Genomic DNA, 24,958 nt, shown 5'->3' with positions numbered 1-24,958 from the left:
AAAAATAAAGGCCCGCCGTGGCGGACCCTGTAACCTTACAGGCCGGCGTAGTAGGCGGCCAGGTCTTCCATGTCCTGATCGGACAGGGGCATGGCCATGGGTGCCATGATGGGGTTGTTGCGCTCGCCGGCCTTGAAGGCCTTCAGCTGACTGACGAGGTAGGCAGCCTTCTGACCGGCCAGGTTGGGGTAGATGTCCATGGTGGAAATACCGTCGGCGCCGTGGCAGGCGGCACACACGGCAGACTTGGCCTTGCCCGCTTCGGCGTCGCCGGCGGCAAAGGCAGGAGCAGCGAACATGGCCATAACGGCGGCGGCTGTCATCAGTTTTTTCATTATTAAACTCCGTTATTATCGAATCTCGAATTGCTTCCTGGCTCAGCTGTTGAGCCGTTGCAGTATAAGTTAAGCTGTGGTTAAAAAGGAAACCCACAGGCGGGCTTCAGGGTGATAATGTGCAATTAGATAATCAGTATGCAAGTTTCACATGGGCTGGAACACCGGTAGCGCCGACCCCGCTTCATTCTCCCCGGTTATTGCTCATCAATCATGACCTTGCCGGCGAACTGGGCATTTCACTCGAGGAGCGTCAGTGGCTGGACATTACCAGCGGGCAGCGGTTGCCGCCGGAAATGACGCCCTTTGCCCAGGTCTATGCCGGCCATCAGTTCGGCGGCTTCAGCCCGCGGCTGGGGGATGGTCGTGCCCTGCTGCTGGGGGAGGTAGTGACCCCGGGCGGCACCCGTTGGGATCTGCACCTCAAGGGCGCCGGCAAGACCCCCTATTCGCGCTTTGGCGACGGTCGTGCCGTGTTGCGCTCGTCGCTGAGGGAATACCTGGCCTCGGAAGCTCTGTACCATCTGCATATTCCCACCACGCGCGCGCTGTGCCTGGTGGGCAGTGACGAGCCGGTTTACCGGGAGCAGGTCGAGCCCGGCGCCGCCCTGCTGCGGGCCGCCCCCAGCCACCTGCGCTTTGGCCACTTTGAATATTTCTATTACAGCGGCCAGCCCGAGCACATTCCCGCCCTGCTGGACTACCTGATAGACACCCAGTGGCCAGAGCTGAAACAGCAGCCCCAAGACTATGGCGCCCTGTTTGACCGGGTGGTTATCCGCACCGCCGAGCTGATTGCCCAATGGCAGGCGGTCGGTTTTTGCCACGGAGTGATGAACACCGACAACATGTCGATGCTGGGCCTGACCCTGGATTATGGCCCTTACGGTTTTCTCGATGCCTATGATCCCGGTCATATCTGCAATCATTCCGACCCTGCCGGCCGTTACGCCTACGATCAGCAGCCGGCGGTAGGGTTGTGGAACCTGCAACGGCTGGCCCAGGCGCTGTCGGGACATATCGAGCTGGACGTGCTGCAAGCGTCGCTGGGGCAATACGAGCACCGGCTGCTGACCGCTTATTCCGAGCTGATGCGGCAAAAACTGGGCCTTGAGCAGTGGCATGAAGGCGATCCGGCGCTGTTCCGCGACATGTTCGGCCTGATGGCCGAGCACCGGGTGGATTACAGCTGCTGGTTTCGCAGGCTGGCCCTGCTTGAAGCCGAAGGCGAGCCGCCGGCAAGCCTTATCGCCCTGCTGGCGAAGCCCGAGGCCTGGCATGACTGGTTTGCTCGCTACCGGGCCCGGCTGGCCCTTGAAGGCGGTACTCAGGCCGAGCGCCGGGCACGGATGGACGCCATCAACCCCAAGTATGTGCTGCGTAACCATCTGGCACAGCGCGCGATAGAGCAGGGCGACATGGCCGAGGCCGATACCCTGCTGCGGCTGCTGGCACGGCCCTTTGACGAGCAGCCCGAGTTTAATGATTATGCCGAGCCGGCCCCCGAGTGGGCGGCATCCCTTTGTGTTTCCTGTAGTTCATGACCATGACGCCATTAAAAAGTGAATTCCCCCTGACCATCGAAACCTTTCCCGACTGGGCCGCCGAGCTGGCTCAGGAGCTGGAGCTGACCGTGCTGGAGCGGGAAGCCGGCGCCGACTACCACCAGTGGCTGGTGGACTTTGAAGGCAGCCGGTTGTTGGTGTGTTTTCAGCATTACGCCGACTGCGCCTGGCTGCAGCCCCTGGGCGGGCAGGATGAGGCCACGGTCGCCTGGCTGACCGAGCAGTGGAACCGGACGCAAGCCGGAAAATTCACTTCAAGTAAAGACAAGTGATTAAAAAACGACTAGAATGCCGCACTTCGCATTCCGGTTGGTGAATAAATAAACCGCTTGTCGTGTGTTCTGTCCGGAATGGGTTCCCTGACCCCATTAATCAAAAAGGTATCGGATGATTTCTGCCTCTCAATATCGCACCGCGCTGATTCGGCTGTCGCTGTTTCATATCGCGGTGATCGCCGCCAGCAACTACCTGGTGCAGCTGCCCTTTACCCTGTTTGGTTTTCATACCACCTGGGGCGCGCTCAGTTTTCCCTTTATTTATCTGGCCACGGATCTGACGGTGCGTATCTTTGGCGCCGGGCTGGCCCGGCGCATTATTTTCGCGGTGATGTTGCCGGCCCTGGCCAGCTCCTATGTGCTGTCGGTGCTGTTTTTTGAGGCAAGCTATCAGGGCCTGGGGGCACTGGCGGAGTTCAACCTGTTCGTGGCCCGCATCGCCCTGGCCAGCTTTATGGCCTATGTGCTGGGGCAGATCATGGATGTGTCGGTGTTCAACCGGCTGCGTCAGGTGCGCGCCTGGTGGGTGGCGCCCACCTGCTCCACCATTTTCGGCAACCTCATCGATACCCTGGCGTTTTTCAGCCTGGCGTTCTGGCGCTCGCCGGATCCCTTTATGGCCGAGCACTGGGTGGAAATCGCCTGGGTGGACTATGGTTTCAAGCTGGTGTTCAGCCTGGGCCTGTTCGTGCCCGCCTACGGCCTGCTGCTCAAGTACCTGAGCCGCAAGGTACTGGGCGACGAACAGGCCGCCCTGCAAACCAGTAACTGAGGTGAGGGGTGAGGAGAGAAGAGAGAGGTGTTGTCTCACTGGAGTTCACGCCTCACCCCTCACCCCTCACCCCTCACTCCTCACCAACTGTCACAGCGCCGACAGAGCCTTGATGTCCAGCGCACCGGCGTAGGCCTCCAGATCCGCCATGGCCAGCTCGCTGCCGCGGCCGCTCAGCTGCACCAGGGTGGTGTTGGCCACCAGCATCATCAGTTCCTTGCTGTCTCCTTCCTCCTTGACCATGGCGCTCTGGCCATTGATGCGGCGCACCTTGTAGCCGCTCATGGTGGCCATGCTGGGATTGGTAAACAGCATGGCCATGGTCTGCAGCAGGGGGGAATTTTTGGCGATGGTCATTTCCAGCCGGGCGTTGTCCTTGTGGTACTGGCGCGAGGCGTGAATGCCACCGCCAAAGAGCGTTGCTGAGGCGGCCTGGGTATCGGCGTCTTCCGCCTGCCAGCCGGGCAGGGGGACGGGAAACAGTTCACCCAGCTGGCCGGCCTGCAGCTGGCGTACCAGGGTAGCGGCATAATCGAATTGGGAAGCGGCCTGAGACCATTCCCCGGCCTCGTAGGCACGGGTGCCTTCCTCTATGGCCCGCCGAATTTCGGCATCATCGGCCAGCAGCAGGCCCGGCAACAACAGCCCGGCCCATAACCAGTGCTTGTTCATGGTGTACTCCGCAGGTTTTTTCTCAGTGTAGCCAAGGGGGCGGCAAAGGCAGGGAGCAAAAAATGCTCGAAAGGGATAAAAAGGGGTTGCAAGAACAAATGATAACGATTATCGTTACCTTGCTTTCCGAACACAGCCTCCCATTCAGACGTAGGGCACAGGCAGCTTGCGAAGGCACGACATTGCTCACATTGCTTCCAGAGTTTTTAGGCCGGCTTAATGCCGGCCCTTTTTTTATCCGTGTTTGAGCTGCTGCGCTCATTCATGCTTCGTTGAATTTACATTTCCAGTAGTCGCTTGACCAGTTTGCCAATGCCGGTGTCGGCCTCGGTAATGTTTTGGGCCAGCATATAGGCGGGAGTGGAAATCACCTGATAATGCGCGTCTTCCACCACGTCGGTCACGGCGCAGCCGATGTGTTCGCCGCCCATGGCGGCAAAGGCCTCGGCCACGGCGGCGTCTGTGCCTATGGTGCCCTTGACCCCGGCCGGGTAGACCCGGGGCATCAGCACGGGGGCAATGCAGCAATAGCCGGCGGGCTTGCGGGCCTTGGCAAAGGCCCGGCAGGCGGCCAGCACTTCGTGGTTGACGTCACAGGCGTCGCCCTCAAAGGCGAAATTGCACAGGTTTTTGGCGGCGCCAAAGCCGCCGGGCAGCAGCAGGGCGTCAAAGTCGTCGGCGTTCAGCTCGCTCAGGGGCTGAATGTCGCCCCGGGCGATGCGGGCGGCTTCGGTCAGCACGTTGCGCCGCTCGCCGCTTTCCTCGCCGGTGCGGTGATCGATCACATGGTGCTGGGATTGATCCGGGGCAAAGCACTGGTAGCGGGCACCGTTGCGGGCCAGGTGCAGCAGGCACAGCACGGCCTCGTGAATTTCCGCGCCGTCGTATACGCCACAGCCGCTCAGAATTACGGCAACTTTTTTCATTTCGCTCTCCTTTGGTTGAACGAGTCGGACTTTGTGATTCAGGTCGCCTTGACCGGGCAAAACTGTGCTAGCATTAATCCGGTTAAGAATTGTGCACATTGCCTTGTCTGTCGATTTTCCACATTCTCCGATCCCTTATCAAGCCGTGAGATCAAAATGTAAGTTTATGATCCAAAAGGTTTTGTTTTTATTTTTCGGATCTGCTTCGGATCCTGCCTCCACAGAGTTATCCACAGGCAGGATCCGGCGCCGGCGTGGAGTCCGGCGGCCCGCTGTGGCATGCTAGCGGCCAACGTATCAACGAGAAAGACGCCATGGTTGCCATTCCTGCCAAACCCCTGATCCTGGTCGATGGATCTTCCTACCTCTATCGTGCCTATTTCGCCTCTCAGCAGGCGGATCTGCGCACCAGCGATGGTCGCCCCACCGGTGCCATTCGTGTGGTCACCAACATGCTGCGCAGCCTGCACAAACAGTTTCCCGAGTCTCGTGTGGCGGTGGTGTTCGATGCCAAGGGCAAGACCTTTCGTGATGACATCTATCCGGAATACAAGGCCCAGCGGCCGTCCATGCCCGACGATCTGCGCGAACAGATTAAGCCCATTCACGACATTATTCGCGCCATGGGGCTGCCGTTGCTGATCGAGGAAGGGGTAGAGGCAGACGACGTCATTGGCACCCTGGCCCGGCAGGCCACCGAGCAGCAGCTGGACGTGGTGATCAGCACCGGCGACAAGGACATGGCCCAGTTGGTGTCGAATCATGTGCTGCTGATGGACACCATGAAAAACAGCTTTCTCGATCGGGACGGCGTGGTGGAAAAGTTCGGCGTGCCGCCGGAGTTGATCATCGATCTGCTGGCGCTGGTAGGGGACAAGGTCGACAACATTCCCGGCATGCCCGGCGTGGGCGAGAAGACCGCGCTGGCGCTGCTGCAGGGGCTGGGCTCCATCGACGACATTGCCGCCCATACCGACAAAATCGCCGAGCTGGGCTTTCGCGGATCCAAGTCTTTTGCCGCCAAGTTTGCCGAGCATGAGGAACAGGTGCGGCTGTCCTACACCCTGGCCACCATCAAGACCGATGTGGCGCTGCAGGTGGGCCCGGCCGAGCTGCAACAGGCGGAGCCGAATGTAGAGGCCCTGCGCGCCCTGTATCAGGAATTTGAATTCCGCAACCTGCTGGCCGAGCTGGATTCCGGCGACGAGCAGGAACAGGCACCGGCTGCCCCGGCGCTGGCAACCGACTATCAGACGATCACCGAGCAGGCGCAACTGGACGAATGGATCGCCCGGCTCAAGGCCGCGCCGCTGTTCGCCTTTGATACCGAAACCACCAGCCTCAATTACCGGGATGCCCGAGTGGTCGGCGTGTCATTCGCGGTGGAAGCGGGCCAGGCCGCCTATGTGCCCTTTGGCCACGACTACCTGGATGCGCCCGAACAACTCAGTGAAGAGGCCGTGCTGGGGGCGCTCAAGCCGCTGCTGGAAGACGACAGCCGCATCAAGCTGGGGCAAAACCTCAAGTACGACATTAACGTGCTGAAAAACCACGGCATAGAGCTGAAAGGCGCCCTGCTCGACACCATGCTGGAGTCCTACGCGCTGAATTCGGTGCAGACCCGGCACGACATGGACAGCATGGCGGCGTTCTTTCTCAACCACACCACCACGTCGTTTGAATCTATCGCCGGCAAGGGTGCCAAGCAGCTGACCTTTAACCAGATCCCCCTGGAGCAGGCCGGCCCCTATGCGGCGGAAGACGCCGACATTACCCTGCGGCTGCACCACCACCTGGCGGAAAAACTGGCCGCCGAGCCCGACCTGCAAAGCGTATTCAACGACATCGAGCTGCCCCTGGTGTCGATTCTGGCCAGCATGGAATACACCGGCGTGCGTATCGACGGCAAGCTGCTGGCCACCCAGAGCGACGAGATCGCCAAACGACTCAAGGAGCTGGAGCTGGAAGCCCATGAGCTTGCCGGCGAGCCCTTCAACCTGAGCTCCACCAAGCAGCTGGGTGAGATCCTGTTCACCAAGCTGGAACTGCCGGTGATCAAGAAAACCCCCAAGGGCGCGCCGTCCACCGCCGAGGAAGTGCTGCAGGAGCTGGCGCTGGATTACCCCCTGCCCAAACTGCTGATGGAATACCGGGCCCTGAGCAAGCTCAAGTCCACCTATACCGACAAGCTGCCGCAAATGGTCAACGAGCACAGCGGCCGTATTCATACCTCCTATCATCAGGCCAACACCGCCACCGGGCGGTTGTCGTCGTCGGATCCCAACCTGCAGAACATTCCCATTCGCACCACCGAAGGTCGCCGCATTCGCCAGGCCTTTGTGGCCGAGCCCGGCTACAAGCTGGTGGCGGCGGACTACTCCCAGATTGAGCTGCGCATCATGGCGCACCTGTCTCAGGACAAGGGGTTGCTCGATGCCTTTGCCCATGGCCAGGACATTCACCGTGCCACCGCCGCCGAGGTATTTGGCGTGCCGGTGGATGAGGTCAGCACCGAGCAGCGTCGCCGGGCCAAGGCCATCAACTTTGGCCTGATCTACGGCATGAGCGCCTTTGGCCTGGCGCGTCAGCTGGGCATTGGCCGTAACGAGGCCCAGGACTATATGAACATCTACTTCGAACGCTATCCGGGCGTGCTGCGCTACATGGAAGACACGCGGGAGCAGGCCAGCGAGCGTGGCTATGTATCCACCCTGTTCGGCCGCCGGCTCTACCTGCCTGAGATCAAGTCCAAAAACGGCGCTCGGCGCAAGGGCGCCGAACGGGCGGCCATCAATGCGCCCATGCAGGGTACCGCCGCCGACATTATCAAGAAGGCCATGGTGCGGGTGAGTGACTGGCTGACCAGGTTGCCCGAGGGCGAAGTGCGCATGCTGATGCAGGTGCACGATGAACTGGTGTTTGAAATTCGTGAAGACAAGGTGGACGCCTACCGAGAGAACATCTGTGCACTGATGCAGCAGGCGGCCACCCTGGATGTGCCCCTGCTGGTGGAAGCCGGGGTGGGAGACAACTGGGATCAGGCTCACTGATCTGGTGTAAAAAAACAGAAATGAAATAAAATTACGGATTGGGGCTTTTCTCGGCCTCGGTTCGAGAGTAAAGTAGCTTCAGGTACAGAGGCAGGGACATCCCTGTCTGACTTTCATTTGTGCATTCGATACGTGACTGCTCAGGCCGCCTTCAGCATGACTGCTGAAGGCGTTTTTTTTGCCTGTTTCAGAATTCCCTGTAACTTGTATACAAAATTAATTTTTTGTAAAAAGGTTACAGTTTTGCTGCCGAAAACCGTTCAGGGCCTCCGCTGGCATTTGGGGGAAGGGCTGGTTATCATCGGGCCATTGGTCGGGGAGCCGCAAGGCTGAGACGGCAAGGCGCCGAACCCGTTGAACCTGATCCAGTTGATACTGGCGTAGGGAACCGGCGGCAGATGTCCGATGAGGTTCCCCGCCTCACGAGGACCATAAGGACATGCACAGCAGCAAAGCCATTATTCTCTCCATTGCCGGCTCCGACAGCGGCGGCGGTGCCGGTGTTCAGGCCGACATCAAGGCCATTTCCGCCACCGGTGGCTATGCCTGTTCGGTGCTCACCGCCATTACCGCCCAAAACACCCGTGGCGTGTCTGCGGTGCACCCCATTCCTCAGGACATTATTCGCGCCCAGCTCGATGCCGTGTTCGGCGATTTGCCGGTGGCGGCGGTCAAGGTGGGCATGCTGGGCGACGTCGACACCATCAACACCGTGGCCGATGCCCTGGAACAATACCGGCCCCGGCATCTGGTGGTGGATCCGGTGATGGTCAGCGCCAACGGCGACATGCTGCTGGCTCCGGAGGCGGTGCAAAGCCTGAAGCAGCGGCTGTTGCCCCTGGCGGATGTGATCACCCCCAACCTGCCGGAAGCGGCCTGCCTGACCGATCGCCAGGTACCGGCCTCGCTGCGCGAGGTCGAGCCGTTGCTCGCGGCCCTGAAGGAGCTGAAATGCCGGGCGGTGCTGCTCAAGGGCGGCTTTTTGCAGCAGGAGCCGCGCAGCCCCGACTGGCTGTTGCATGGCGATGGCATGCGCTGCTTTGACACCCCCAGGGTGATCACCACCAACACCCATGGCACCGGCTGCACCCTGTCCGGTGCCCTGGCGTCCTACCTGGCCCAGGGCCTGGAGCTGGAGCTGGCGGTGGCCTCGGCCAAGCACTATATCGAGCGCGCCATCGAGGCCGGTGCTCGCCTCAAAATCGGCCAGGGTCGGGGACCGGTAGAGCACTTTTTTGCCCGCTGACCCCGGCATTATCGCCCCGGTCCCCTTGCGCCGGGCCGGGGCGGCTTGTAGTATTTCAGCGCTAATAACCAATAAAAAAATTGATTAACTTACTGATAGTTAATCCAATTACTTCACTGCTATAGTCTGCTCTACAGAGTCTCTCCTTTATTTTTCGCCGATCCTGATGCCCTTCCAGGGGCTTTGTAAGGAGCCTTGCGTATGCTTGTTGCCGTTCTGGCAGGTTTTATTCTGGCCGCTCTGGTGCCGCGTTTGAGCCCTTTACTGGGTAAGCACATCGGCTGGTGCCTGGCCGCCCTGCCGGCCGCCCTGTTTGGCTATTTTGCGAGCTTCTGGCCCCGGGTGACCGGGGGCGAGGTGGTGCACTTTTATTACGACTGGATTCCCAGCCTGAACGTCAGCCTCAGCTTTCTGCTGGATGGCCTGAGCCTGATGTTCGCCCTGCTGATCACCGGCATTGGTACCTTTATTCTGATTTACGCCGGTCGCTACCTGGAAGGCAACCCGGACAGGCACAAGTTGATGATGTACCTGCTGGCCTTTATGAGTGCCATGCTGGGGGTGGTGCTGTGCAGCAACCTTATCGGCCTGTTTGTATTCTGGGAGCTGACCAGCATTACCTCCTACCTGCTGATCGGCTTTAACCACGAGCAGGAAAAAGCCCGCAAGGCGGCGCTGCAGGGGCTGTTTGTCACCATGGGTGGTGGCCTGGCGCTGATGACCGGGCTGATTATGCTGGGCTGGATGGCCGGCAGCTTTGAGCTACGCGAGGTGTTGGCGCAAGGGGCGGCACTGCAGCAGCACGGGTTGTTCCTGCCGATGATGGTGCTGGTGCTGGCGGGGTGTTTTACCAAGTCGGCCCAGACCCCATTCCATTTCTGGCTGCCCAACGCCATGGCCGCGCCCACCCCGGTGAGCGCCTACCTGCACTCGGCCACCATGGTCAAGGCCGGGGTCTTTCTGATGGCCCGGCTGCAGCCGGTGATGGCGGGCAGCGACGCCTGGCTGCTGGCACTGTCGCTGTTTGGTGCCGTGACCATGACGGTGGGGGCGGTGATGTCGGTGTGCAGCACGGATCTCAAGCGCATTCTGGCCTTTTCCACCGTGATGGCCCTGGGCACCCTGACCATGCTGATCGGCATCGGTACCCCGGTGGCGCTGAAGGCGGCCATGGTGTTTTTGCTGGCCCACGCCCTGTACAAGGGCGCCCTGTTTATGGCCGCCGGCACCCTGGATCACGCCACCGGCACCAAGGACGTGCGCGAGCTGGGCGGCCTGCGTGCCCACATGCCGCAAACGGCGTGGTTTCTGTGGCTGGCGGCGCTGTCGCTGGCGGGCATTCCGCCGCTGTTTGGCTTTATCGCCAAGGAGCTGATGTTCGAGGCGGCGCTGGGGGCAGCGTCGCTGCCGCTGCTGCTGACCCTGCTGGCGCTGATCACCGCGGTTTGCATCGTGGCCGCCAGTGCCCAGGTGGCGATCAAGCCCTTCTTTGGCGCCCTCAAGCCCACTCCCAAGGCGCCCCACGAGGCACCGCTGGCCCTGCGCCTGGGGTTCAGCGTACTGGCAACCCTGAGTCTGGTGCTGGGGCTGGTGCCCGGACTGGCAGAGCCACTGCTGGCGGCGGCGGTCACCGCCATCAGCGGCACTCAAGCCGCCGATCTGGATCTGGCGCTGTGGCACGGCATCAACCTGCCGCTGTTGTTCAGCGCCGCCGCCCTGGTGGCCGGTGGCCTGCTCTACCGTGGCTGGGACCGCGTGTACCAGCCCCTGGGCAAGGTCATTTATCCGCTGTCTTATGGTCCCGAGCGGGGCTATGAAAACATGATGGACGGCCTGGTGCGGCTGTCCCGCTGGCAGACGCAATGGCTGCAGAACGGCTACATGACCAACTACATTCTGACCATACTGATCACCGCCATCGGCCTGCTGGTGTATGCCTTCTGGGCTCACGACGCCTTTGTGTATTCACTGTCGTTCGAGGGCGTGCGTCTGTATGAGGTAGTGATCAGCCTGCTGATGCTGGTGGCCGTGGTGTATGCCAGTGCCACCCATCTGCGGCTGGGCTCGGTGGCGGCGGTGGGCGTGCTGGGCTTTGCCATGGCACTGATCTACGTGTTCTTCAGCGCGCCGGATCTGGCCATCACCCAGGTGCTGGTAGAGACCCTGACGGTGATCCTGCTGGTGCTGGTGTTGTTCCGCCTGCCCGGTTTTCAGGATCTGTCCAGCGTCCGTACCCGCTGGCGCGACGCCGCCGTGGCCGGGGTCTTTGGCGTGCTGGTGACCATGATGGTACTGACCGTGAACCAGTCTTCCCTGGGCGAGGGCATCAGTGACTACCTAGTGGCCAACAGCTATGAGGTGGCCCACGGTCGCAATATCGTCAACGTTATCCTGGTGGATTACCGGGCGCTGGATACCCTGGGGGAAATTTTCGTACTGGCCCTGGCCGCCATCGGCGTTAACGCCATGATCCGCTTTCGCTGGGAGGACTACCGATGATCTCCGGTTCGTCGCTGATTCTGCAGACCGCCACTCGTTTTCTGGTGCCGTTGCTGTTCCTGTTTTCGGTGTTTTTGCTGCTGCGTGGCCACAATGAGCCCGGTGGCGGTTTCATCGCCGGGCTGGTGGCGTCCGGGGCCTTTGCCCTGCACCTGTTTGCCTTTGATGCCGGCAGCACCCGCAAGCTGATGGGGGTGGAAAGCCAGCTGCTGATGGGCTGCGGCCTGTTGCTGGCTTTGGTCAGCGGCACCGTGGGCATGGTGTTCAACGGCCAGCCGTTTCTGTCCAGCCAGTGGTGGTCGCTGTATGTGCCGGGGCTGGGTGAGCTCAAGCTGAGTACACCGCTGTTTTTTGATATCGGCGTGTTTCTGGTGGTGGTCGGCGTGGTCACTACCATCATGCTGTCCCTGGCAAAGGTGGAGGAATAAATGGAAAACCTGTTTGCCTTTGTGGTGGGCGGCCTGTACGCCACCGCCCTGTTTATGATGCTGCGGCGCAGCGTGGTCAAACTGGTGATCGGGCTGATTATTCTGTCCAACGCCGCCAACCTGCTGATCTTCACCAGCGGCGGCCTGGTGCGGGGAGCCCCGCCGCTGATTCCGGAAGGCCTGTACCAGCCGGTGGGCGCCATTGCCGACCCGCTGCCCCAGGCGTTGATCCTCACCGCCATCGTGATCAGCTTCGGGGTGCTGGCCTTTGCCGTGGTACTGATTCACCGGGCCTATGAAGTGATTGGCGCCGACGATGTCAACGAGATGAAGAGCACGGATTCGTGAAAGCAGAAGTTATTATACCCATTCTTATTCCCATGCTGGCCGGGGCCCTGTGCCTGACCTGCTGGCGTTGGCGGTTGGTACAGCGCTGGATTTCAGTGCTGTCGGGGGCCGGCCTGCTGGTGGCGTCCCTGGTGCTGCTGCACAAGGTGCAGCACGACGGCATTCAGGTGGCCTATATGGGCAGCTGGCCCGCGCCTTACGGCATCACCCTGGTGGCGGACTTGCTCAGCGCCATTATGGTGGTGGTGACCGGGGTGATCGGCCTGGCGGTGGCGGTGTATTCCCTGGCCACCATGACCCGCAGCCACGAGGCCTTTGGCTATTACCCGCTGCTGCACCTGATGCTGGCGGGGGTGACCGGGGCCTTTCTTACCGGCGATATCTTCAACCTCTATGTGTGGTTCGAGATCCTGCTGATCGCCTCCTTTGGCCTGATGATACTGGGCGGCGAGCGGGCACAGATGGAGGGGGCCATCAAGTATGTCACCCTCAACCTGATCTCCTCGGCCATGTTCCTGACCGCCGTGGGCCTGCTTTACGGCTATGCCGGCACCCTGAACATGGCGGATCTGGCGGTGAAGCTGAACGGTCCCGAGCAGTCCGGCCTGGTGACGGTGATCGCCATGTTGTTCCTGGTGGCCTTTGGCATCAAGGCGGCGGCCTTTCCGCTGTTTTTCTGGCTGCCGGCGTCCTACCACACCCCGCCGGTGGCGATCTCGGCGGTGTTTGCCGGCCTGCTCACCAAGGTGGGGGTTTATGCCCTGTACCGAGTGTTCAGCCTGATCTTCGTGCAGGACACCGGCTTTACCCACGGCACCGTGCTGATGGCCATGGGCATTTTCACCATGGTGACCGGGGTACTGGGGGCGGCGGCCCAGTTCGAGGTGCGGCGCATTCTCTCCTTTCACATCATCAGCCAGATAGGCTATATGCTGGTGGGACTGGCGCTGTTCACGCCGCTGGCGGTGGCCGGCGGCGTGTTTTACATCTTTCATCATATTATCGTGAAGACCAACCTGTTCCTGGTGAGCGGGGTCATGTACCGCTATCACGGCAGTTATGATCTGTCCCGGCTGGGGGGCCTGTACCGCTCGGCACCCTGGCTGGCGGCCCTGTTTATGATTCCGGCCATGTCGCTGGCGGGGCTGCCGCCGCTGTCGGGCTTTTTTGCCAAGTTCACGGTGCTCAAGGCGGGTGTGCTTGAAGGCCACTGGCTGATGGTGGCCATGGCGCTGATCGTGGGCCTGCTGACCCTGTATTCCATGGTCAAAATCTGGGCCGAGGCCTTCTGGAAGGGACTGCCCGACGAGGCCAAGCCACTGCGCGGGCAGCAGGATCCGCACCTGTATGTGCTGTACGGGCCCATCGTGGTGCTGGCGCTGATCACCCTGACCATCGGCTTTGGCGCCGAGTGGTTTGTGCAGCTGGCCATGGCCACGGCGGAGCAGCTGCTGTCGCCGGCGGGCTATATTGAAGCGGTGCTGGGAGGAAGCCAATGAAAGCCTTTGGATGGAACATGCTGCTGGCCATGGCCTGGGTGGTGTTGTCGGGCACCTATACCATCAGCAATCTGGTGATCGGTATTCTGCTCAGTTACCTGGTGTTGGCCTATGTGGGTCGAGACAAACCCACCTTTGCTCGTTACCTGGGCAAGGCGCCGCGTATCGTCAATTTCGTGCTGTTCTTTATCTGGGACTTGATCAAGTCCAATGCCCGTGTGGCCTACGACGTGTTGACCCCGACGCACCTGATGCGGCCGGGGGTGATCGCCATTCCACTGGACTTAAAGGACGAAGGCGGCATTACCATTCTGGCCAACCTGATCACCGCCACCCCGGGCTCCCTGACCCTGGACGTGTCGAGTGATCGCAAGGTGCTCTATGTGCACCTGATGTACCTGGAAGACGAGTCCCGCCAGCTGGCGGAATTCAAGGCCCTTGAGGCCCGTGTTATCGATTTGCTGGGATGAGCCCATGTTTGAACTTGCCCTGACCCTGTCGTTTGTCTTTCTCAGCCTGGGCCTGGTGCTGGCCACGGTGCGGTTGCTGATCGGCCCCACCCTGCCGGATCGGGTGGTGGCGCTCGAGGTGATCGCCTCGCTGACCATCGGATTTATTCTGGTGTACAGCATTGCCTACGACACACCGGCACTGATAGATGTGGTGATCGTGCTGGCGCTCACCTCCTTTATGGCGGCGGTGGGCTTTGCCCGCTACCTGGAGCGGGGAGGCCAGCGCGATGATGACTGAGATGATTACCAGCCTGTTTCTGCTGCTGGGCTCTTTCCTGATGTTGCTGGCCGGCATCGGCATTATTCGCATGCCCGATCTGCTGACCCGTATGCACGCCACCAGCAAGGCCGGTGCCCTGGGAGCCGGGCTGCTGGCCTGCGGTTTTGCGGTGTATTTTCCCGAGGTCAGTGTCGTGGTAAGGGCGCTGGCGGTGGTGGTGTTCGTGATCATGACGGCACCGGTGGCGGCTCATGTACTGGCCCGGGCCGGCTATTTTGTGGGCATTCGGCTGTGGGAAGGCACGGTCAAGGACGTGATCAAGGAGCGTTACGATCTCAAGACCCACCAGCTCGGCAGCTCCGCCCGCAAGCGGGATGACTGATAGAGAGCGCGGGCAAGCTCCCGCGCAGCAATGCCGTTGATGGCCTATGCCCTGGCCGTGTGCCAGATAGTGCGAATCTGCTCGGACAGGGTCATGGGGTCAAAGGGTTTGGCGATCACCTCAACGGCACCCATGGCCTTGTAGGCGGCAATTTCTCGCGGCTGGATTTTGGCGGTCATAAAGGCCACCGGAATTTTCTCCAGGGCCGGCTGCCGGCGAAGGGCGGTGAGGGTTGAAGGGCCGTCCATGCCCGGCATCATCACATCCAGCAGTATGATATCGGGGTTGAAGGCCGCGGCTCCGGCCACGGCGTCTTCCCCCGAGGCGCACAGCATCACTTCAAATTCTCCCACGACTTCCAGCGCCAGCCGGGCGATTTCACGAATGTCGTCGTCGTCTTCCACGTAAAGAACGCGGCGGGGTTCCTGGTGTTGTGGCATATCCTTTCCTTGGGCTTGGTGGGGGGTCAGTCGGGCTGGTTCAGCCATTTTTCCGGATCCAGCCCAACACGCTGCAGCAGCCGTTCGGTGTCGGTACCGTACAGCTTTGAGGCCACACACAGACCGGCCAGATGCATGATGGTGGGGGCCTTGCGGGTGGCGTGAGCGGGTGCCATGTGTACGGCGCCAATCAGTTCCCTCAACGGCAGGGGCAGCCCCCACTGAATCTTGAGCCGGTTGCCATAGCGGGGGCCCCATTGCTGCAGCAAGGTCTCCGCCTGGCCAGCATTCAGCGTGCCGCCCTGGTCCAGGTATTGCTGCAGGGTGCGCAGTACCGCCAGCTCGCCACAGCGGCTGAGCAGGCCGGCAGTGTGGCAGCTGGCGCCGTCTGTGTCCACGCTCAGGGCCATGTTACGGGCGATGGCGGCCACCTGCTCGGCGATGGCCTGATGCTGTTGTGCCTGCTCACTGAACTCGGCGTGGGTCAAGGCACCGGAAATGTCGAGGCTCATGGCCAGGGCACAGTTCAGCGACTGGGAGATGCCCAGGGTGATGATGGCTTCATCCAGACGCGAGACCGGCTTGCCGCTGCGGCGCAGCGAGGCGCTGTTGGCCAGTTTCAGCAGCCGGGTAACCAGGGCGGTTTCGTTCTTCCAGGTGGTGGTGAGTTCGGCGGTGCTCAGCTCGTCGATGCGACTGAGCAGTGGCAGCACCTTGTCGTTGTCCAGGGCACCAGGCAATTGCAGTTTCTCACTGAGCGCCTGCTCCAGCCATTCCTCCACCGAAGGGACGTCGGATGTTTCGGAGAGGTCGGTGTTGTCGTCGATGGATTCTGCCCGGGCACTGGCGTCGGCGATTACGGCCTGCAGCCGCTTTTGCAGCATGGGCAGATCAAAGGGCTTGGCGATGAAGTCGTTAATGCCGTGATGCAGGGCCACCCTGACACTGTCTCTGTCGGCACTGGCACTGATAACGATCACCGGCGTGTGCTTGTCGGTCTTGCGGATCAGCTTGATCAGCTCCAGGCCGCAGCCGTCGGGCAGGTGCCAGTCGCACAGTACCAGGCTCGCCGGTAATTTCTGCCAGGCCGCCTTGGCGTCTGCCAGGCTGGCGCAATGCCTGACCCTGGCCTTGGCCGACAGGCCGAGCATCACGGTTTCCACCAGATCGGCAATCAGGTAATCGTCTTCAAGCAGCAGTACATTCACGCGTGGTACCTACACCCTGGGCTTGTGAGCACTGATTACAGCATAGTCGGTGACACCGTTTCGGCCGAGTCTCTTTCGTTCATACAGGGCCTGATCCGCCGCGCTCAGTGCTTCCTCGGCGGTGGTAAAGTCATTCAGGCAGGCCAGGCCCACACTGACGGTAACGCCGAATTCCTGCTCTTGTCCTCGAAATTTCAGGGCGGCAAAGTCGTGGCAAATTTGCTCGAACAGGGTGCGAGCCTGCTGGGCATCGCATTCGGGCAGAACCGCTACGAACTCCTCACCGCCATAGCGCCCCAGGCTGTCGGTTTTGCGTAGCCGTCGTTGCAGCAGGTGGGCCAGGGTGTTGATTACCCGGTCGCCGGTGGCGTGGCCATGATTGTCGTTGACCTTTTTGAAGTGATCCAGGTCGAGCATGGCCACCATGGTGTGGTGGCCCATGCGCTGAACTCGAGCGTGCTCCTGGCTCAGCGCCTGTTTGCTGTGCGAGTGGTTGAGCAAGCCGGTGAGCCCGTCCCGGGCCAGCAGCCGGGACAGCTGCCGGGCCCGGTGACAGAGAATGCTCACGGTGCGGATCAGCAGCGAGTCGGAAATGGGCTTGGTGATGAATTCATCGGCGCCCTGGGCCAGGGCGCTGAGCTGTCGCTCCCGGTCCTGCTCCGATGACAGATAAATGATCGGCAGGCTCAGCCATTGAGGCTCAAAGCGAATCATGCGCGCCAGGGTGGTGCCCGAATAGGGTGGCATGTGTATGTCCATCAGCAGAATATCGGGGTGAAACTCGGCCAGGGTACTCATCATGTTGTAGGGTCGGTTGAGCACCCTGACTTCCATGCCGGCCTCGGTCAGCACCAAACGGTAGTGTTCGGCCAGCTCTTCGTCATCGTCCATCAGCAATACCCTGGCCTGATCATGCTGCTGATGTTCCCGGTTCAGCTGTTCAATGCGTTCGGCTAGGGCCGGAACGTCCACGGGCAGGGGGAACAGGCCATCCACGCCCAGCTCCGCCAGGCGGTAACGGGTGGAAAAATCCTGCTCGGCGCCGGCGCACAGCAGGGGGGCGGGTGTCTTGCCGGCCCGGCTGGCCCTGTATCGGTTCCACTCCGACACCTCCTGCAGGTGCTGGCTGCGGGTGATGATGATGCCGTGTTCGTGCCAGCAGGAGGCGGGCAGGGTGTCGAGCTGTTGCTCATGCCGAGTGGCGAAGCCGTATTGCTTCAGGGCGGCGGCCAGTTCAGCCAGGTCGGCACCCAGCACCAGCAATTCACTGGTGCCGTCGGCCAGCGGCAGGCTGGGGGAAGTGGCGGTCACGGCCGCGGGCGGCAGAGGCTTGCCCAGCAGCTGTAATAGCTGCTCCAGCTCGACGGTCAGCTCGCTGATCATCAGGCCGGCCTGGGCGGGGTCGGTGTGCTCCGTTTTCAGGCGTTGTTCCAGCCCGGCCGCCTGCCGCCCGAGTTCGGCCTGGCCAAAGGTGCCGGCCGAACCGGCGAGCCGGTGCAGTAGTTGGATCAGTGCGTCCTGCAAGGACTGATGAGGAATTCCGGGCCGCCATGCGCGCAGCGCCTCCAGTTGCTCGGTCAGCTGCTCGGTGGTGCGCTCGGTGAAACGGGCGCTGAGGCGGGCCAGGTGCTGTTCCAGGGGGCCGGTGTCAGTCATGGTTGATTCCTTTGGCGTTAATCAAATACCAATCCATTCCGTCTGCGTGGTTGTGATTAGTATATGCTGATAGAGTTTCATGCGGGACCGGTTTTTCCGGCGCCCCCTCATTGCAACAAGGAACGGGTTGAATGAAGCTGTCTCTCAAGGGACGCATTGCGCTGATTATGCTGACCGGCGCCATGCTGACCGTCCTCGGCGTACTGACTACCGCCTATCACTCGCTGGTGGATGACTTTGAACAGCTATACAGTCAGCGTCAGTACAATGCAACCTTGCGTGCCGCCGAGCAGGTGGAACGAGTGCTGGCGCTGCGTCGTCACTCGCTGGAAATGGTGACGCCTCAGCTGACGAACGGCGTGCATCTGCATTCCACCGCCGAACTGCAGGCGCGGTTGCAACGCCAGCCCATGCTGCGCCAGCTGTTTCCCGATGGCGTGCTGGTGTTTGACGCCAACGCCACCGCCATTACCGAAACCACCCTGGTGCCCGGCCGCCTGGGCACCAACTACGCCGACCGGCCTCACTTTCGTACCCTGATCCGCACGCGAGAGTCGGTGATCAGCTCTCCCATTATCGGCCGCACCACGGGTGCGCCGTTGATCTCGTTTCTGAGTCCGATTCTGTCGGATGACGGTGACTTGCTGGGCATGCTGGGGGGCGTGATCAACCTGGCAACCACCTCCATTCTGCCCGAGCAGCGGCTGCGGGAAGCCTTGCGGGAAGGAGTCAGCTTCAAAATTCTCGATACCGAAAACCAGTTGTATGTGTATAACGGCCGGGATCTGTCCCGGGAGCTGCAACCCTTGCCGCCGCCGGGAGAGGATGCCCTGGTCGACGCCGTGCTGTCCGGCGCCCACCTTGGTGTGGTAAAGGGGGACGGTGAAAAACGCTGGGTCTATGCCACCACGCATTTGCAACAGCTGGGCTGGATGTTTGTGCGCGCCCTGCCCCATGAGCGGGTGGTGGCGCCGGCCCGGGATTTCTTTATGCGTTTTGCCGGCATCAGCCTGCTGATCGGCACCGGCCTGGCGTTGGTGTCGTTCTGGCTGGCCTGGAGTGCGTTGCAGCCGCTGGCTACCATGACCCAGCGCATTCGCGGCATGGCCGCCGAGGCCGGAAGCGATCGGCCCTTGCCGGAAACCGGTGTGCCCGAGCTGGCCCGCCTGGCCCGGGCCTTTAACCGGCTGACCGCCGAGCGCAAGGCGCTGAGTGAGGTCAAAGACGACTTTGTGGCGGTGGTGAGCCATGAGTTGCGCACCCCGCTGACCTCCATCAATGGTGCCCTGCGGCTGGTGAGTTCCGGCGTGGCCGGTGAGTTGCCGGAAAAGGCCGGCGAGCTGGTCGGGCTGGCCTGGCGCAATGGCGAACGACTGCAGCACCTGATTAACGATCTGCTCGACTTCAGCAAACTGAACGCCGGCAAGCTGGAGCTGGCCCCCGAGCCCTGCTGCCTGAATACCCTGATCGACGAGGCCATCGCCGGCAATGCCCCCATGGCCGAAGCCTATGAGGTCGGCTTGCGCAACGATCTGGGTGCGCCCCTGCCGACGGTGCTGGATCCGTTGCGGGTGCGCCAGCTGCTGGACAACCTGATCAGCAACGCCATCAAGTTTTCCCCCTCCGGTGGCCTGGTGCGAGTCTCGGTAGAGCAGCCCGAGCCGGACTGGCTGCGGCTGACCGTGAGTGATCAGGGCGAGGGCATCCCCGATGCCTTTGCCGAACACCTGTTTGACCGTTTTGCCCAGGCGGAAAACGGCACCATGCGCACCACCCAGGGCACCGGCCTGGGGCTGGCCATCTGCAAGGAGCTGGTGGAGCTGATGGACGGGCGCATTGGCTTCTATAATGACCGGGGTGCCCACCTGTGGCTGGAGTTGCCGGTCATGCCCCATGTTCAGCAAGCCGAAGGAGGTCGCCCATGAAAATGCCCCCTCTGCCCGACAACGAGCTGCAGCGGCTGCGGGCCCTGCAGCGTACCCGTTTGCTGGACACCGGCGCCGAGAGCCGTTTTGACCGGCTGACCCAGGTGGCGCAGCACAGCTTTCAGGTGGATATCGCGCTGGTGTCGCTGGTGGACAGCGAACGGCAATGGTTCAAGTCGGCCCAGGGCCTGGATGCCTGCGAAACCGCCAGGGACATTTCCTTCTGTGGCCATGCCATTCTCAACGACCGTATTCTGGTGGTGGAAGATGCCCTGGAAGACGAGCGTTTCTTTGACAACCCCCTGGTTACCGAGGCGCCTCATATTCGCTTTTACGCCGGGGCGCCGCTGCGTAGTGCCGATGGCTATCACCTGGGCACCCTGTGCGTGATAGACAGTCGGCCCCGGCGTTTTGACGACAGGGACGCCCGTACCCTGGCCGACTGTGTGGAAGAGCAGATCGGCCGGCAGCGGCTGGAGGCCCTGCGTCAAAGCCTGGCCGAAAGTGAGTATCGGGCCCAGCTGATCATTGAAGGGGCCAATATCGGCACCTGGCAATGCGATCTGCAAAGCGGTCAATGCCGGTTTAACGAACGCTGGGCCGAAATGCTGGGCCACCGGCTGGACGAGCTGGGCCAGCTCACCATAGAAACCTGGCGTGAGCGGGTGCATCCGGACGATCTGGAGCTGGCCAGCTCTCAGCTTGAGCGCCATATCAAGGGGCTGGAGTCGGTGTACGAGTGCCGGGTCAGAATGCGTCACAAAAACGGCCGTTGGGTCTGGGTGCACAGTCGGGGGCGGCTGCTGAGCTGTGGCGACGATGGCCGGCCGGGCATTATTTACGGCACCCATATCGACATCAGTGCCGAACGCGAAGCCATGATCCAGCTGGAGCGGCGCAACAAGGCGCTGGCGGTGCTCAACCGTATGGCCTTCAAGCTGCAGGGCAGCGTCGATGAGCGCATCACCCAGGCGCTGGCGCTGGGACGGGAATTTCTGCAGCTGGATCTGGCCATCGCCAGCGAGGTGATCGGCGATGTGTACATGGTGCGCTGGGTATCGGCTCCGAAAGGTGCCGGAGTTGAGCCCGGACTGCGCTTTGAGCTGGTGCAGACCTATTGCCGGCTGATGCTGGAGCAGCAGGGCGTACTGGCCATTGACCACATGGGCCAGTCGGCGTATGCCAGCGCGGTGTGCTATCGGAACATGGGGCTGGAGGCCTATATCGCCACGCGTCTGGAAGTGAATGGCGAACTATTCGGTACCCTCAACTTTTCTTCCGCCACCCCCAGGGCACAGCCCTTTGACGATACCGATCGCATGTTTCTGGCGCTGATGGCCCACTGGCTGAGCGACATGCTCAGCCGCCAGCGCCAGCAGGACCGCTTTGACAAGCTGGCCGAGCAGCTGCCCGGGGTGATTTATCAGTTTCGCCGCTGGCCCGATGGCCACAGCGCCTTTCCCTACAGCAGTGCCGGTATGGAACAACTCTACCGGCTGCCGCCACAGGCGGTGCGGGAAGATGCCGGCGCCGTGTTTGAGCGCATTCATGCACAAGATCTCGACTCGGTGGCCGAGTCCATTGTCCGCTCCGAGCGTGAATTGTCCGACTGGCATGTGCAGTATCGAGTGTTGCAGGGAGACGGCAGCAGCCACTGGGTGGAGGGGCGGGCTCGTCCCGAACGGCTGGATGATGGCAGTACCATCTGGCATGGCTACCTGACCGACATTGAGCATGAAAAACAGGCGGAGCTGGCGCTGACCGCCAGTGAGCAGCGGTTGCGGGGGTTGTTTGAGTTGTCCTCCATCGGCATTGCCCTGAGCGATGCGCGTACCGGCCGCTTTCTCGATGTAAACCGGGCGCTGCTGGGCGCCACCGGTTATGGCAAGGCCGAGCTGTTGAACCTCGGCCTGTCTTCACTCACCCCGGCAAAGTATGCACAAGCCGATGAACAGGCCGGAGAGGCCCTGGCGCGGGATGGCCGCTACGGGGCCTTTGAAAAGGAGCTGCTGCGCCGGGATGGAGCCCGGTTTCCGGTTCGTCAGCAGGGCATGCTGATTCGGGACGCGGGAGGGCAACCGCTGATATGGACCCTGATCGAGGATATTACCGAGCTGAAAAAGGTGGAGCGCATGCAAAAGGAGTTCGTGTCCACCGTCAGCCACGAACTGCGCACGCCACTCACCTCCATCACCGGCTCCCTCGGTCTGCTGACTCGAGGGGCCCTGGGGCCCCTGCCCGAGCAGGTGTTCCGGTTGGTGGAGGTGGCCCACAACAATGGCCGGCGGCTGCACCTGCTGATTAACGACCTGCTCGATATGGAGAAGCTGGTGGCGGGCAAGATGCACTTTGATGTGCGCCCCCACGATCTGGCCGATCTGTTGCACGAGGCGGTGGAATGCCATCGCCCCCTGGGTGAGGACAGAGGGGTGACACTGGTGTTGGGGGAAACACCGGCACGGGTTCAGGTACTGGTGGATCGGGACCGGCTGCTGCAGGCGCTGGCCAACCTGTTGTCGAACGCGGTCAAGTTTTCTCCCGACCACGGCCGGGTCGACATTGATACCGAGCCCGCCGGCCAGGGCTGCTGGCGCGTACTGGTGCGGGATAGAGGGGAAGGGGTGCCCCAGGAGTTTCGCTCGCGTATCTTTGAGAAGTTTGCCCAGGCAGACAGTTCCGACACCCGCAGGAAAGGCGGCACCGGCCTGGGCCTGGCGATCACCCGCGAGCTGATGGAGCGCATGGGCGGCGGCGTGGGTTTTGACTCCACGCCGGGGCAAGGTGCCTGCTTCTGGCTGAATATTCCCGAAGCCGGTTAGGGGGTGGTGAAAATGGGTGCGTGCGGCTGCCAGGTTTGCACCGGCGAAAGCGGCGTCTGCAAATTGGCTTCACACCTTACCCAATCGAGGCAACTTCCTTGGGGGTAAGGTGGCGCCATTCCCCTTCGGCCAACGCAGCATCCAGCACGATATCACCGATTTGCAGCCGGTGCAGGGCGGTTACCCGGTTGCCAACGGCGGCAAACATGCGTTTCACCTGATGGTATTTGCCTTCCTGAATGGTGAGCAGCACCTGAGTCGGGGTGATCACTTCCAGGGTGGCGGGCAGGGTGGCCTTGGGCTCGCCGTGGAGCAACACACCCTCGGCAAAGCGGTCTGCGGTGCCATCCGCCGGCGGTTCGGCCAGACCCACCCGGTAGGTCTTGTGACAGGCCCGTTTGGGTGAGCGCAGCCGATGCGACCACTGGCCGTCGTCGGTGAGCAGCAGCAGGCCGGTGGTGTCCACATCGAGCCGGCCGGCGCATTGCAGGCCGGCGGCCAGTTCCGGGGGCAACAGCTGCAGAACGCAGGGGTGCACCTCGTCCTGAGTGGCGCTGATATAGCCCTGGGGCTTGTGCAGCATTATATAGCGCGGCGGCTGCAGACTCAGTAGGCGTCCCGCCAGACACACGCGCTGGTCACCGATCTTGATATCGCCTTTTTTGACCACCTGGTCATTGACGGTGACCTCGCCCCGGGACAGGGCCTTTTTGGCCAGGGAGCGGGTCAGCCCGGAGGCCTCACACAAGAAGCGATCCAGGCGCATCAGGCGGGCTCGTCACCGGCGTTGAGGGTGTCGTCCTGCAGCAGCCATTCGGTCAGCACTTCCTTGGCCTGATCCACGCCCAGGCCCTTGAGCGAGCTGAATGCCTCGACTCGAATGCTGCCACCGAAGATGGCCACGGCTTCACGCACCCTGAGTACCTCGGCCTTGCGGGCGCCGGACTTGAGCTTGTCGCATTTGGTCAGCAATGCCAGCACCGGCAGTTCGCAGTCGCTGGCCCATTGCAGCAGTTGCTGATCGATGTCTTTCAGCGGATGGCGAATGTCCATCAGCACCACCAGCCCCTTGAGGCTGTCGCGTTGTTGCAGGTATTCCGACAGCGCCTCTTGCCACTTCAGCTTCATTTCTTCCGGTACTTTGGCGTAGCCGTAGCCGGGCAGGTCGATCAGGCGCTTGCCCTCACTCAGTTCGAACACGTTGATCAGCTGAGTGCGGCCTGGGGTCTTACTGGTGCGGGCCAGGGATTTCTGCTGGGTAATCGTGTTCAGAGCCGAGGATTTTCCAGCATTGGAGCGGCCGGCAAAGGCGATCTCAACGCCGGTGTCGGCGGGCATCTGTCGTATGTTGGGCGCGCTGGTAATAAAGTGGGCGGCGTTGAAGTTTATCTTGTTGTTGTTCAATGTGAATTCCCCGAGGTTATGAAGCCGCCCTGATTACTTTCTGGCAAAATTGTGTAGAATAGTGCGGTTTTTTAAATCGCATTGTAACATGCCCTCGCTGGTATGTGATCTGGAAGCTCTAACAACGAGAAGTCGGAACGTCATGAAAAAAATTGTTTTCACGCTAGCCTTAATGCTCGGAGTGGCCGGTACCGCACAGGCCCAGGGCGATGTCGAAGCCGGTAAGGCCAAGTCCGCCGCCTGTGCTGCCTGTCACGGCAACGACGGCAACAGCCCGACCGACATGTATCCCAAGATTGCCGGTCAGCACGCTTCCTACATTGAAAAGCAGCTGGCCGAATTCAAGGCCGCCGCCACCGGCGGCACCGGCCGTGCCAACGCCATCATGGGCGGTATGGCCCTGCCGCTGGCCGAACAGGACATGGCTGACCTGGCCGCCTACTACGCCAGCCAGGCCATTACTCCGGTGCCGGTTTCCGAAGACGTTATCGAGCGCGGCGCGGCCCTGTATCAGGGTGGTGACATCGAGCGCGGCGTGACCGCCTGCATCGCCTGTCACGGCCCCCGGGGTGAAGGCCTTGAATCCGCCAAGTTCCCCAGCCTGTCCGGTCAGCACCCGGCCTACATCAAGGCCCAGCTGGAAATGTTCCGCAGCGGTGAGCGGGAGAACGATCCCAACCGCATGATGCGCGACGTTGCCGCCAAGCTGACCGACGACGATATTGCCGTGCTGTCCCAGTATGTGGCCGGCCTGCACTGATAGCTCTCGGGGGGTGG

Annotated in this window: 23 protein-coding genes and 1 riboswitch; of the genes, 15 read left to right on the top strand and 8 right to left on the bottom strand. The window is 61.6% G+C overall.

Annotation, left to right across the window (positions count from 1 at the left end):
• Positions 1–35: 35 nt before the first annotated feature.
• On the bottom strand, positions 36–335 hold the full coding sequence (locus OJHNALOF_RS01010) for a cytochrome c (RefSeq protein ID WP_094201028.1): 300 nt from the start codon (positions 333–335) through the stop codon (positions 36–38).
• Between the two features lie 119 nt (positions 336–454).
• Between OJHNALOF_RS01010 and OJHNALOF_RS01005 the strand changes: the two genes are divergently transcribed.
• The 3 genes from OJHNALOF_RS01005 (at position 455) to OJHNALOF_RS00995 (ending at position 2,947) form a co-directional block, all read left to right on the top strand.
• Positions 455–1,879, top strand: a complete 1,425-nt coding sequence (locus OJHNALOF_RS01005) for a protein adenylyltransferase SelO (RefSeq protein ID WP_165660876.1) — start codon at positions 455–457, stop codon at positions 1,877–1,879.
• A 2-nt stretch (positions 1,880–1,881) separates the two neighbouring features.
• The gene (locus OJHNALOF_RS01000) at positions 1,882–2,172 is read left to right on the top strand and encodes a DUF3630 family protein (protein WP_240919606.1); all 291 of its coding nucleotides are present in this window, start codon (positions 1,882–1,884) and stop codon (positions 2,170–2,172) included.
• Positions 2,173–2,287: 115 nt separating this feature from the next.
• Entirely contained in the window at positions 2,288–2,947 is a 660-nt protein-coding gene (locus OJHNALOF_RS00995) for a 7-cyano-7-deazaguanine/7-aminomethyl-7-deazaguanine transporter (RefSeq protein ID WP_094201025.1), read from the top strand.
• A 90-nt stretch (positions 2,948–3,037) separates the two neighbouring features.
• Here the strand turns inward: OJHNALOF_RS00995 and OJHNALOF_RS00990 are convergent, their stop codons facing one another.
• Both OJHNALOF_RS00990 and elbB read right to left on the bottom strand, forming a co-directional pair.
• Entirely contained in the window at positions 3,038–3,619 is a 582-nt protein-coding gene (locus OJHNALOF_RS00990) for a hypothetical protein (protein WP_165660874.1), read from the bottom strand.
• Between the two features lie 278 nt (positions 3,620–3,897).
• A complete protein-coding gene (gene elbB / locus OJHNALOF_RS00985; protein ID WP_165660873.1) occupies positions 3,898–4,545 on the bottom strand; it encodes an isoprenoid biosynthesis glyoxalase ElbB in 648 nt (215 codons plus the stop codon).
• Positions 4,546–4,859: 314 nt separating this feature from the next.
• Between elbB and polA the strand changes: the two genes are divergently transcribed.
• The 9 genes from polA (at position 4,860) to mnhG (ending at position 14,729) form a co-directional block, all read left to right on the top strand.
• Entirely contained in the window at positions 4,860–7,595 is a 2,736-nt protein-coding gene (polA, locus tag OJHNALOF_RS00980; RefSeq protein WP_165660872.1) for a DNA polymerase I, read from the top strand.
• 304 nt (positions 7,596–7,899) lie between these two features.
• A riboswitch (TPP riboswitch) is annotated at positions 7,900–7,999 on the top strand.
• Positions 8,000–8,034: 35 nt separating this feature from the next.
• Positions 8,035–8,841: a bifunctional hydroxymethylpyrimidine kinase/phosphomethylpyrimidine kinase gene (gene thiD / locus OJHNALOF_RS00975; protein WP_165660871.1), complete on the top strand. Its 807-nt coding sequence runs from the start codon at positions 8,035–8,037 to the stop codon at positions 8,839–8,841.
• Between the two features lie 201 nt (positions 8,842–9,042).
• Positions 9,043–11,340 (top strand): putative monovalent cation/H+ antiporter subunit A, encoded by a 2,298-nt coding sequence (locus OJHNALOF_RS00970; RefSeq protein ID WP_165660870.1) that lies wholly within the window; start codon positions 9,043–9,045, stop codon positions 11,338–11,340.
• Complete coding sequence (locus OJHNALOF_RS00965) at positions 11,337–11,768, top strand: Na+/H+ antiporter subunit B (protein ID WP_094201019.1); 432 nt, start codon at positions 11,337–11,339, stop codon at positions 11,766–11,768. The genes OJHNALOF_RS00970 and OJHNALOF_RS00965 overlap by 4 nt, the downstream gene beginning before the upstream one ends.
• A complete protein-coding gene (locus OJHNALOF_RS00960; protein WP_094201018.1) occupies positions 11,769–12,116 on the top strand; it encodes a Na+/H+ antiporter subunit C in 348 nt (115 codons plus the stop codon).
• Positions 12,113–13,615 carry a Na+/H+ antiporter subunit D gene (locus OJHNALOF_RS00955; protein ID WP_165660869.1) on the top strand — a complete coding sequence of 501 codons (1,503 nt, stop codon included), beginning with the start codon at positions 12,113–12,115 and terminating at the stop codon, positions 13,613–13,615. Before OJHNALOF_RS00960 ends, OJHNALOF_RS00955 begins: the two co-directional genes overlap by 4 nt.
• The gene (locus OJHNALOF_RS00950; protein WP_094201016.1) at positions 13,612–14,085 is read left to right on the top strand and encodes a Na+/H+ antiporter subunit E; all 474 of its coding nucleotides are present in this window, start codon (positions 13,612–13,614) and stop codon (positions 14,083–14,085) included. Before OJHNALOF_RS00955 ends, OJHNALOF_RS00950 begins: the two co-directional genes overlap by 4 nt.
• Before the next feature lie 4 nt (positions 14,086–14,089).
• On the top strand, positions 14,090–14,365 hold the full coding sequence (locus tag OJHNALOF_RS00945; RefSeq protein WP_094201015.1) for a monovalent cation/H+ antiporter complex subunit F: 276 nt from the start codon (positions 14,090–14,092) through the stop codon (positions 14,363–14,365).
• On the top strand, positions 14,355–14,729 hold the full coding sequence (gene mnhG, locus OJHNALOF_RS00940; RefSeq protein WP_206063502.1) for a monovalent cation/H(+) antiporter subunit G: 375 nt from the start codon (positions 14,355–14,357) through the stop codon (positions 14,727–14,729). The genes OJHNALOF_RS00945 and mnhG overlap by 11 nt, the downstream gene beginning before the upstream one ends.
• A gap of 44 nt (positions 14,730–14,773) precedes the next feature.
• On the opposite strand, the gene OJHNALOF_RS00935 is transcribed toward mnhG, so the two are convergent.
• The 3 genes from OJHNALOF_RS00935 to OJHNALOF_RS00925 are packed head-to-tail and all read right to left on the bottom strand — an operon-like array spanning position 14,774 to position 18,033.
• On the bottom strand, positions 14,774–15,169 hold the full coding sequence (locus OJHNALOF_RS00935) for a response regulator (protein WP_165660868.1): 396 nt from the start codon (positions 15,167–15,169) through the stop codon (positions 14,774–14,776).
• 26 nt (positions 15,170–15,195) lie between these two features.
• On the bottom strand, positions 15,196–16,377 hold the full coding sequence (locus OJHNALOF_RS00930; protein WP_165660867.1) for a response regulator: 1,182 nt from the start codon (positions 16,375–16,377) through the stop codon (positions 15,196–15,198).
• 9 nt (positions 16,378–16,386) lie between these two features.
• Complete coding sequence (locus tag OJHNALOF_RS00925) at positions 16,387–18,033, bottom strand: diguanylate cyclase (RefSeq protein WP_094201012.1); 1,647 nt, start codon at positions 18,031–18,033, stop codon at positions 16,387–16,389.
• Positions 18,034–18,164: 131 nt separating this feature from the next.
• Between OJHNALOF_RS00925 and OJHNALOF_RS00920 the strand changes: the two genes are divergently transcribed.
• Both OJHNALOF_RS00920 and OJHNALOF_RS00915 read left to right on the top strand, forming a co-directional pair.
• Positions 18,165–19,958, top strand: a complete 1,794-nt coding sequence (locus OJHNALOF_RS00920; RefSeq protein ID WP_206063501.1) for an ATP-binding protein — start codon at positions 18,165–18,167, stop codon at positions 19,956–19,958.
• Positions 19,955–22,777, top strand: coding sequence for a PAS domain-containing protein (locus tag OJHNALOF_RS00915; protein ID WP_165660866.1), 2,823 nt, complete (start codon positions 19,955–19,957; stop codon positions 22,775–22,777). Before OJHNALOF_RS00920 ends, OJHNALOF_RS00915 begins: the two co-directional genes overlap by 4 nt.
• 76 nt (positions 22,778–22,853) lie before the next feature.
• On the opposite strand, the gene rsuA is transcribed toward OJHNALOF_RS00915, so the two are convergent.
• Both rsuA and yihA read right to left on the bottom strand, forming a co-directional pair.
• Complete coding sequence (gene rsuA / locus OJHNALOF_RS00910) at positions 22,854–23,543, bottom strand: 16S rRNA pseudouridine(516) synthase RsuA (RefSeq protein ID WP_165660865.1); 690 nt, start codon at positions 23,541–23,543, stop codon at positions 22,854–22,856.
• A complete protein-coding gene (gene yihA, locus OJHNALOF_RS00905; protein WP_094201009.1) occupies positions 23,543–24,181 on the bottom strand; it encodes a ribosome biogenesis GTP-binding protein YihA/YsxC in 639 nt (212 codons plus the stop codon). The genes rsuA and yihA overlap by 1 nt, the downstream gene beginning before the upstream one ends.
• 142 nt (positions 24,182–24,323) lie before the next feature.
• Between yihA and OJHNALOF_RS00900 the strand changes: the two genes are divergently transcribed.
• Positions 24,324–24,941, top strand: a complete 618-nt coding sequence (locus OJHNALOF_RS00900; protein ID WP_094201008.1) for a cytochrome c — start codon at positions 24,324–24,326, stop codon at positions 24,939–24,941.
• Positions 24,942–24,958: the final 17 nt, after the last annotated feature.

The organism is Oceanimonas sp. MB9 (assembly GCF_011319775.1).
Classification (GTDB): Bacteria; Pseudomonadota; Gammaproteobacteria; order Enterobacterales; family Aeromonadaceae; genus Oceanimonas; species Oceanimonas doudoroffii.
This window is presented reverse-complemented; position numbering and strand designations above follow the sequence as displayed.

What these genes read in the sequence shown, in the direction of transcription:
- OJHNALOF_RS00970 (WP_165660870.1), top strand. Translation starts at nt 9,043, where the DNA reads ATGCTTGTTGCCGTTCTGGCAGGTTTTATTCTGGCCGCTCTGGTGCCG.
- OJHNALOF_RS00915 (WP_165660866.1), top strand. Translation starts at nt 19,955, where the DNA reads ATGAAAATGCCCCCTCTGCCCGACAACGAGCTGCAGCGGCTGCGGGCC.
- OJHNALOF_RS00990 (WP_165660874.1), bottom strand. Translation starts at nt 3,619, where the DNA reads ATGAACAAGCACTGGTTATGGGCCGGGCTGTTGTTGCCGGGCCTGCTG.
- OJHNALOF_RS00960 (WP_094201018.1), top strand. Translation starts at nt 11,769, where the DNA reads ATGGAAAACCTGTTTGCCTTTGTGGTGGGCGGCCTGTACGCCACCGCC.
- OJHNALOF_RS00945 (WP_094201015.1), top strand. Translation starts at nt 14,090, where the DNA reads ATGTTTGAACTTGCCCTGACCCTGTCGTTTGTCTTTCTCAGCCTGGGC.
- OJHNALOF_RS00935 (WP_165660868.1), bottom strand. Translation starts at nt 15,169, where the DNA reads ATGCCACAACACCAGGAACCCCGCCGCGTTCTTTACGTGGAAGACGAC.
- OJHNALOF_RS00900 (WP_094201008.1), top strand. Translation starts at nt 24,324, where the DNA reads ATGAAAAAAATTGTTTTCACGCTAGCCTTAATGCTCGGAGTGGCCGGT.
- OJHNALOF_RS00920 (WP_206063501.1), top strand. Translation starts at nt 18,165, where the DNA reads ATGAAGCTGTCTCTCAAGGGACGCATTGCGCTGATTATGCTGACCGGC.
- rsuA (WP_165660865.1), bottom strand. Translation starts at nt 23,543, where the DNA reads ATGCGCCTGGATCGCTTCTTGTGTGAGGCCTCCGGGCTGACCCGCTCC.
- OJHNALOF_RS01010 (WP_094201028.1), bottom strand. Translation starts at nt 335, where the DNA reads ATGAAAAAACTGATGACAGCCGCCGCCGTTATGGCCATGTTCGCTGCT.
- thiD (WP_165660871.1), top strand. Translation starts at nt 8,035, where the DNA reads ATGCACAGCAGCAAAGCCATTATTCTCTCCATTGCCGGCTCCGACAGC.
- elbB (WP_165660873.1), bottom strand. Translation starts at nt 4,545, where the DNA reads ATGAAAAAAGTTGCCGTAATTCTGAGCGGCTGTGGCGTATACGACGGC.
- OJHNALOF_RS00965 (WP_094201019.1), top strand. Translation starts at nt 11,337, where the DNA reads ATGATCTCCGGTTCGTCGCTGATTCTGCAGACCGCCACTCGTTTTCTG.
- OJHNALOF_RS00925 (WP_094201012.1), bottom strand. Translation starts at nt 18,033, where the DNA reads ATGACTGACACCGGCCCCCTGGAACAGCACCTGGCCCGCCTCAGCGCC.
- OJHNALOF_RS01000 (WP_240919606.1), top strand. Translation starts at nt 1,882, where the DNA reads ATGACGCCATTAAAAAGTGAATTCCCCCTGACCATCGAAACCTTTCCC.
- mnhG (WP_206063502.1), top strand. Translation starts at nt 14,355, where the DNA reads ATGATGACTGAGATGATTACCAGCCTGTTTCTGCTGCTGGGCTCTTTC.
- polA (WP_165660872.1), top strand. Translation starts at nt 4,860, where the DNA reads ATGGTTGCCATTCCTGCCAAACCCCTGATCCTGGTCGATGGATCTTCC.
- OJHNALOF_RS00995 (WP_094201025.1), top strand. Translation starts at nt 2,288, where the DNA reads ATGATTTCTGCCTCTCAATATCGCACCGCGCTGATTCGGCTGTCGCTG.
- OJHNALOF_RS00950 (WP_094201016.1), top strand. Translation starts at nt 13,612, where the DNA reads ATGAAAGCCTTTGGATGGAACATGCTGCTGGCCATGGCCTGGGTGGTG.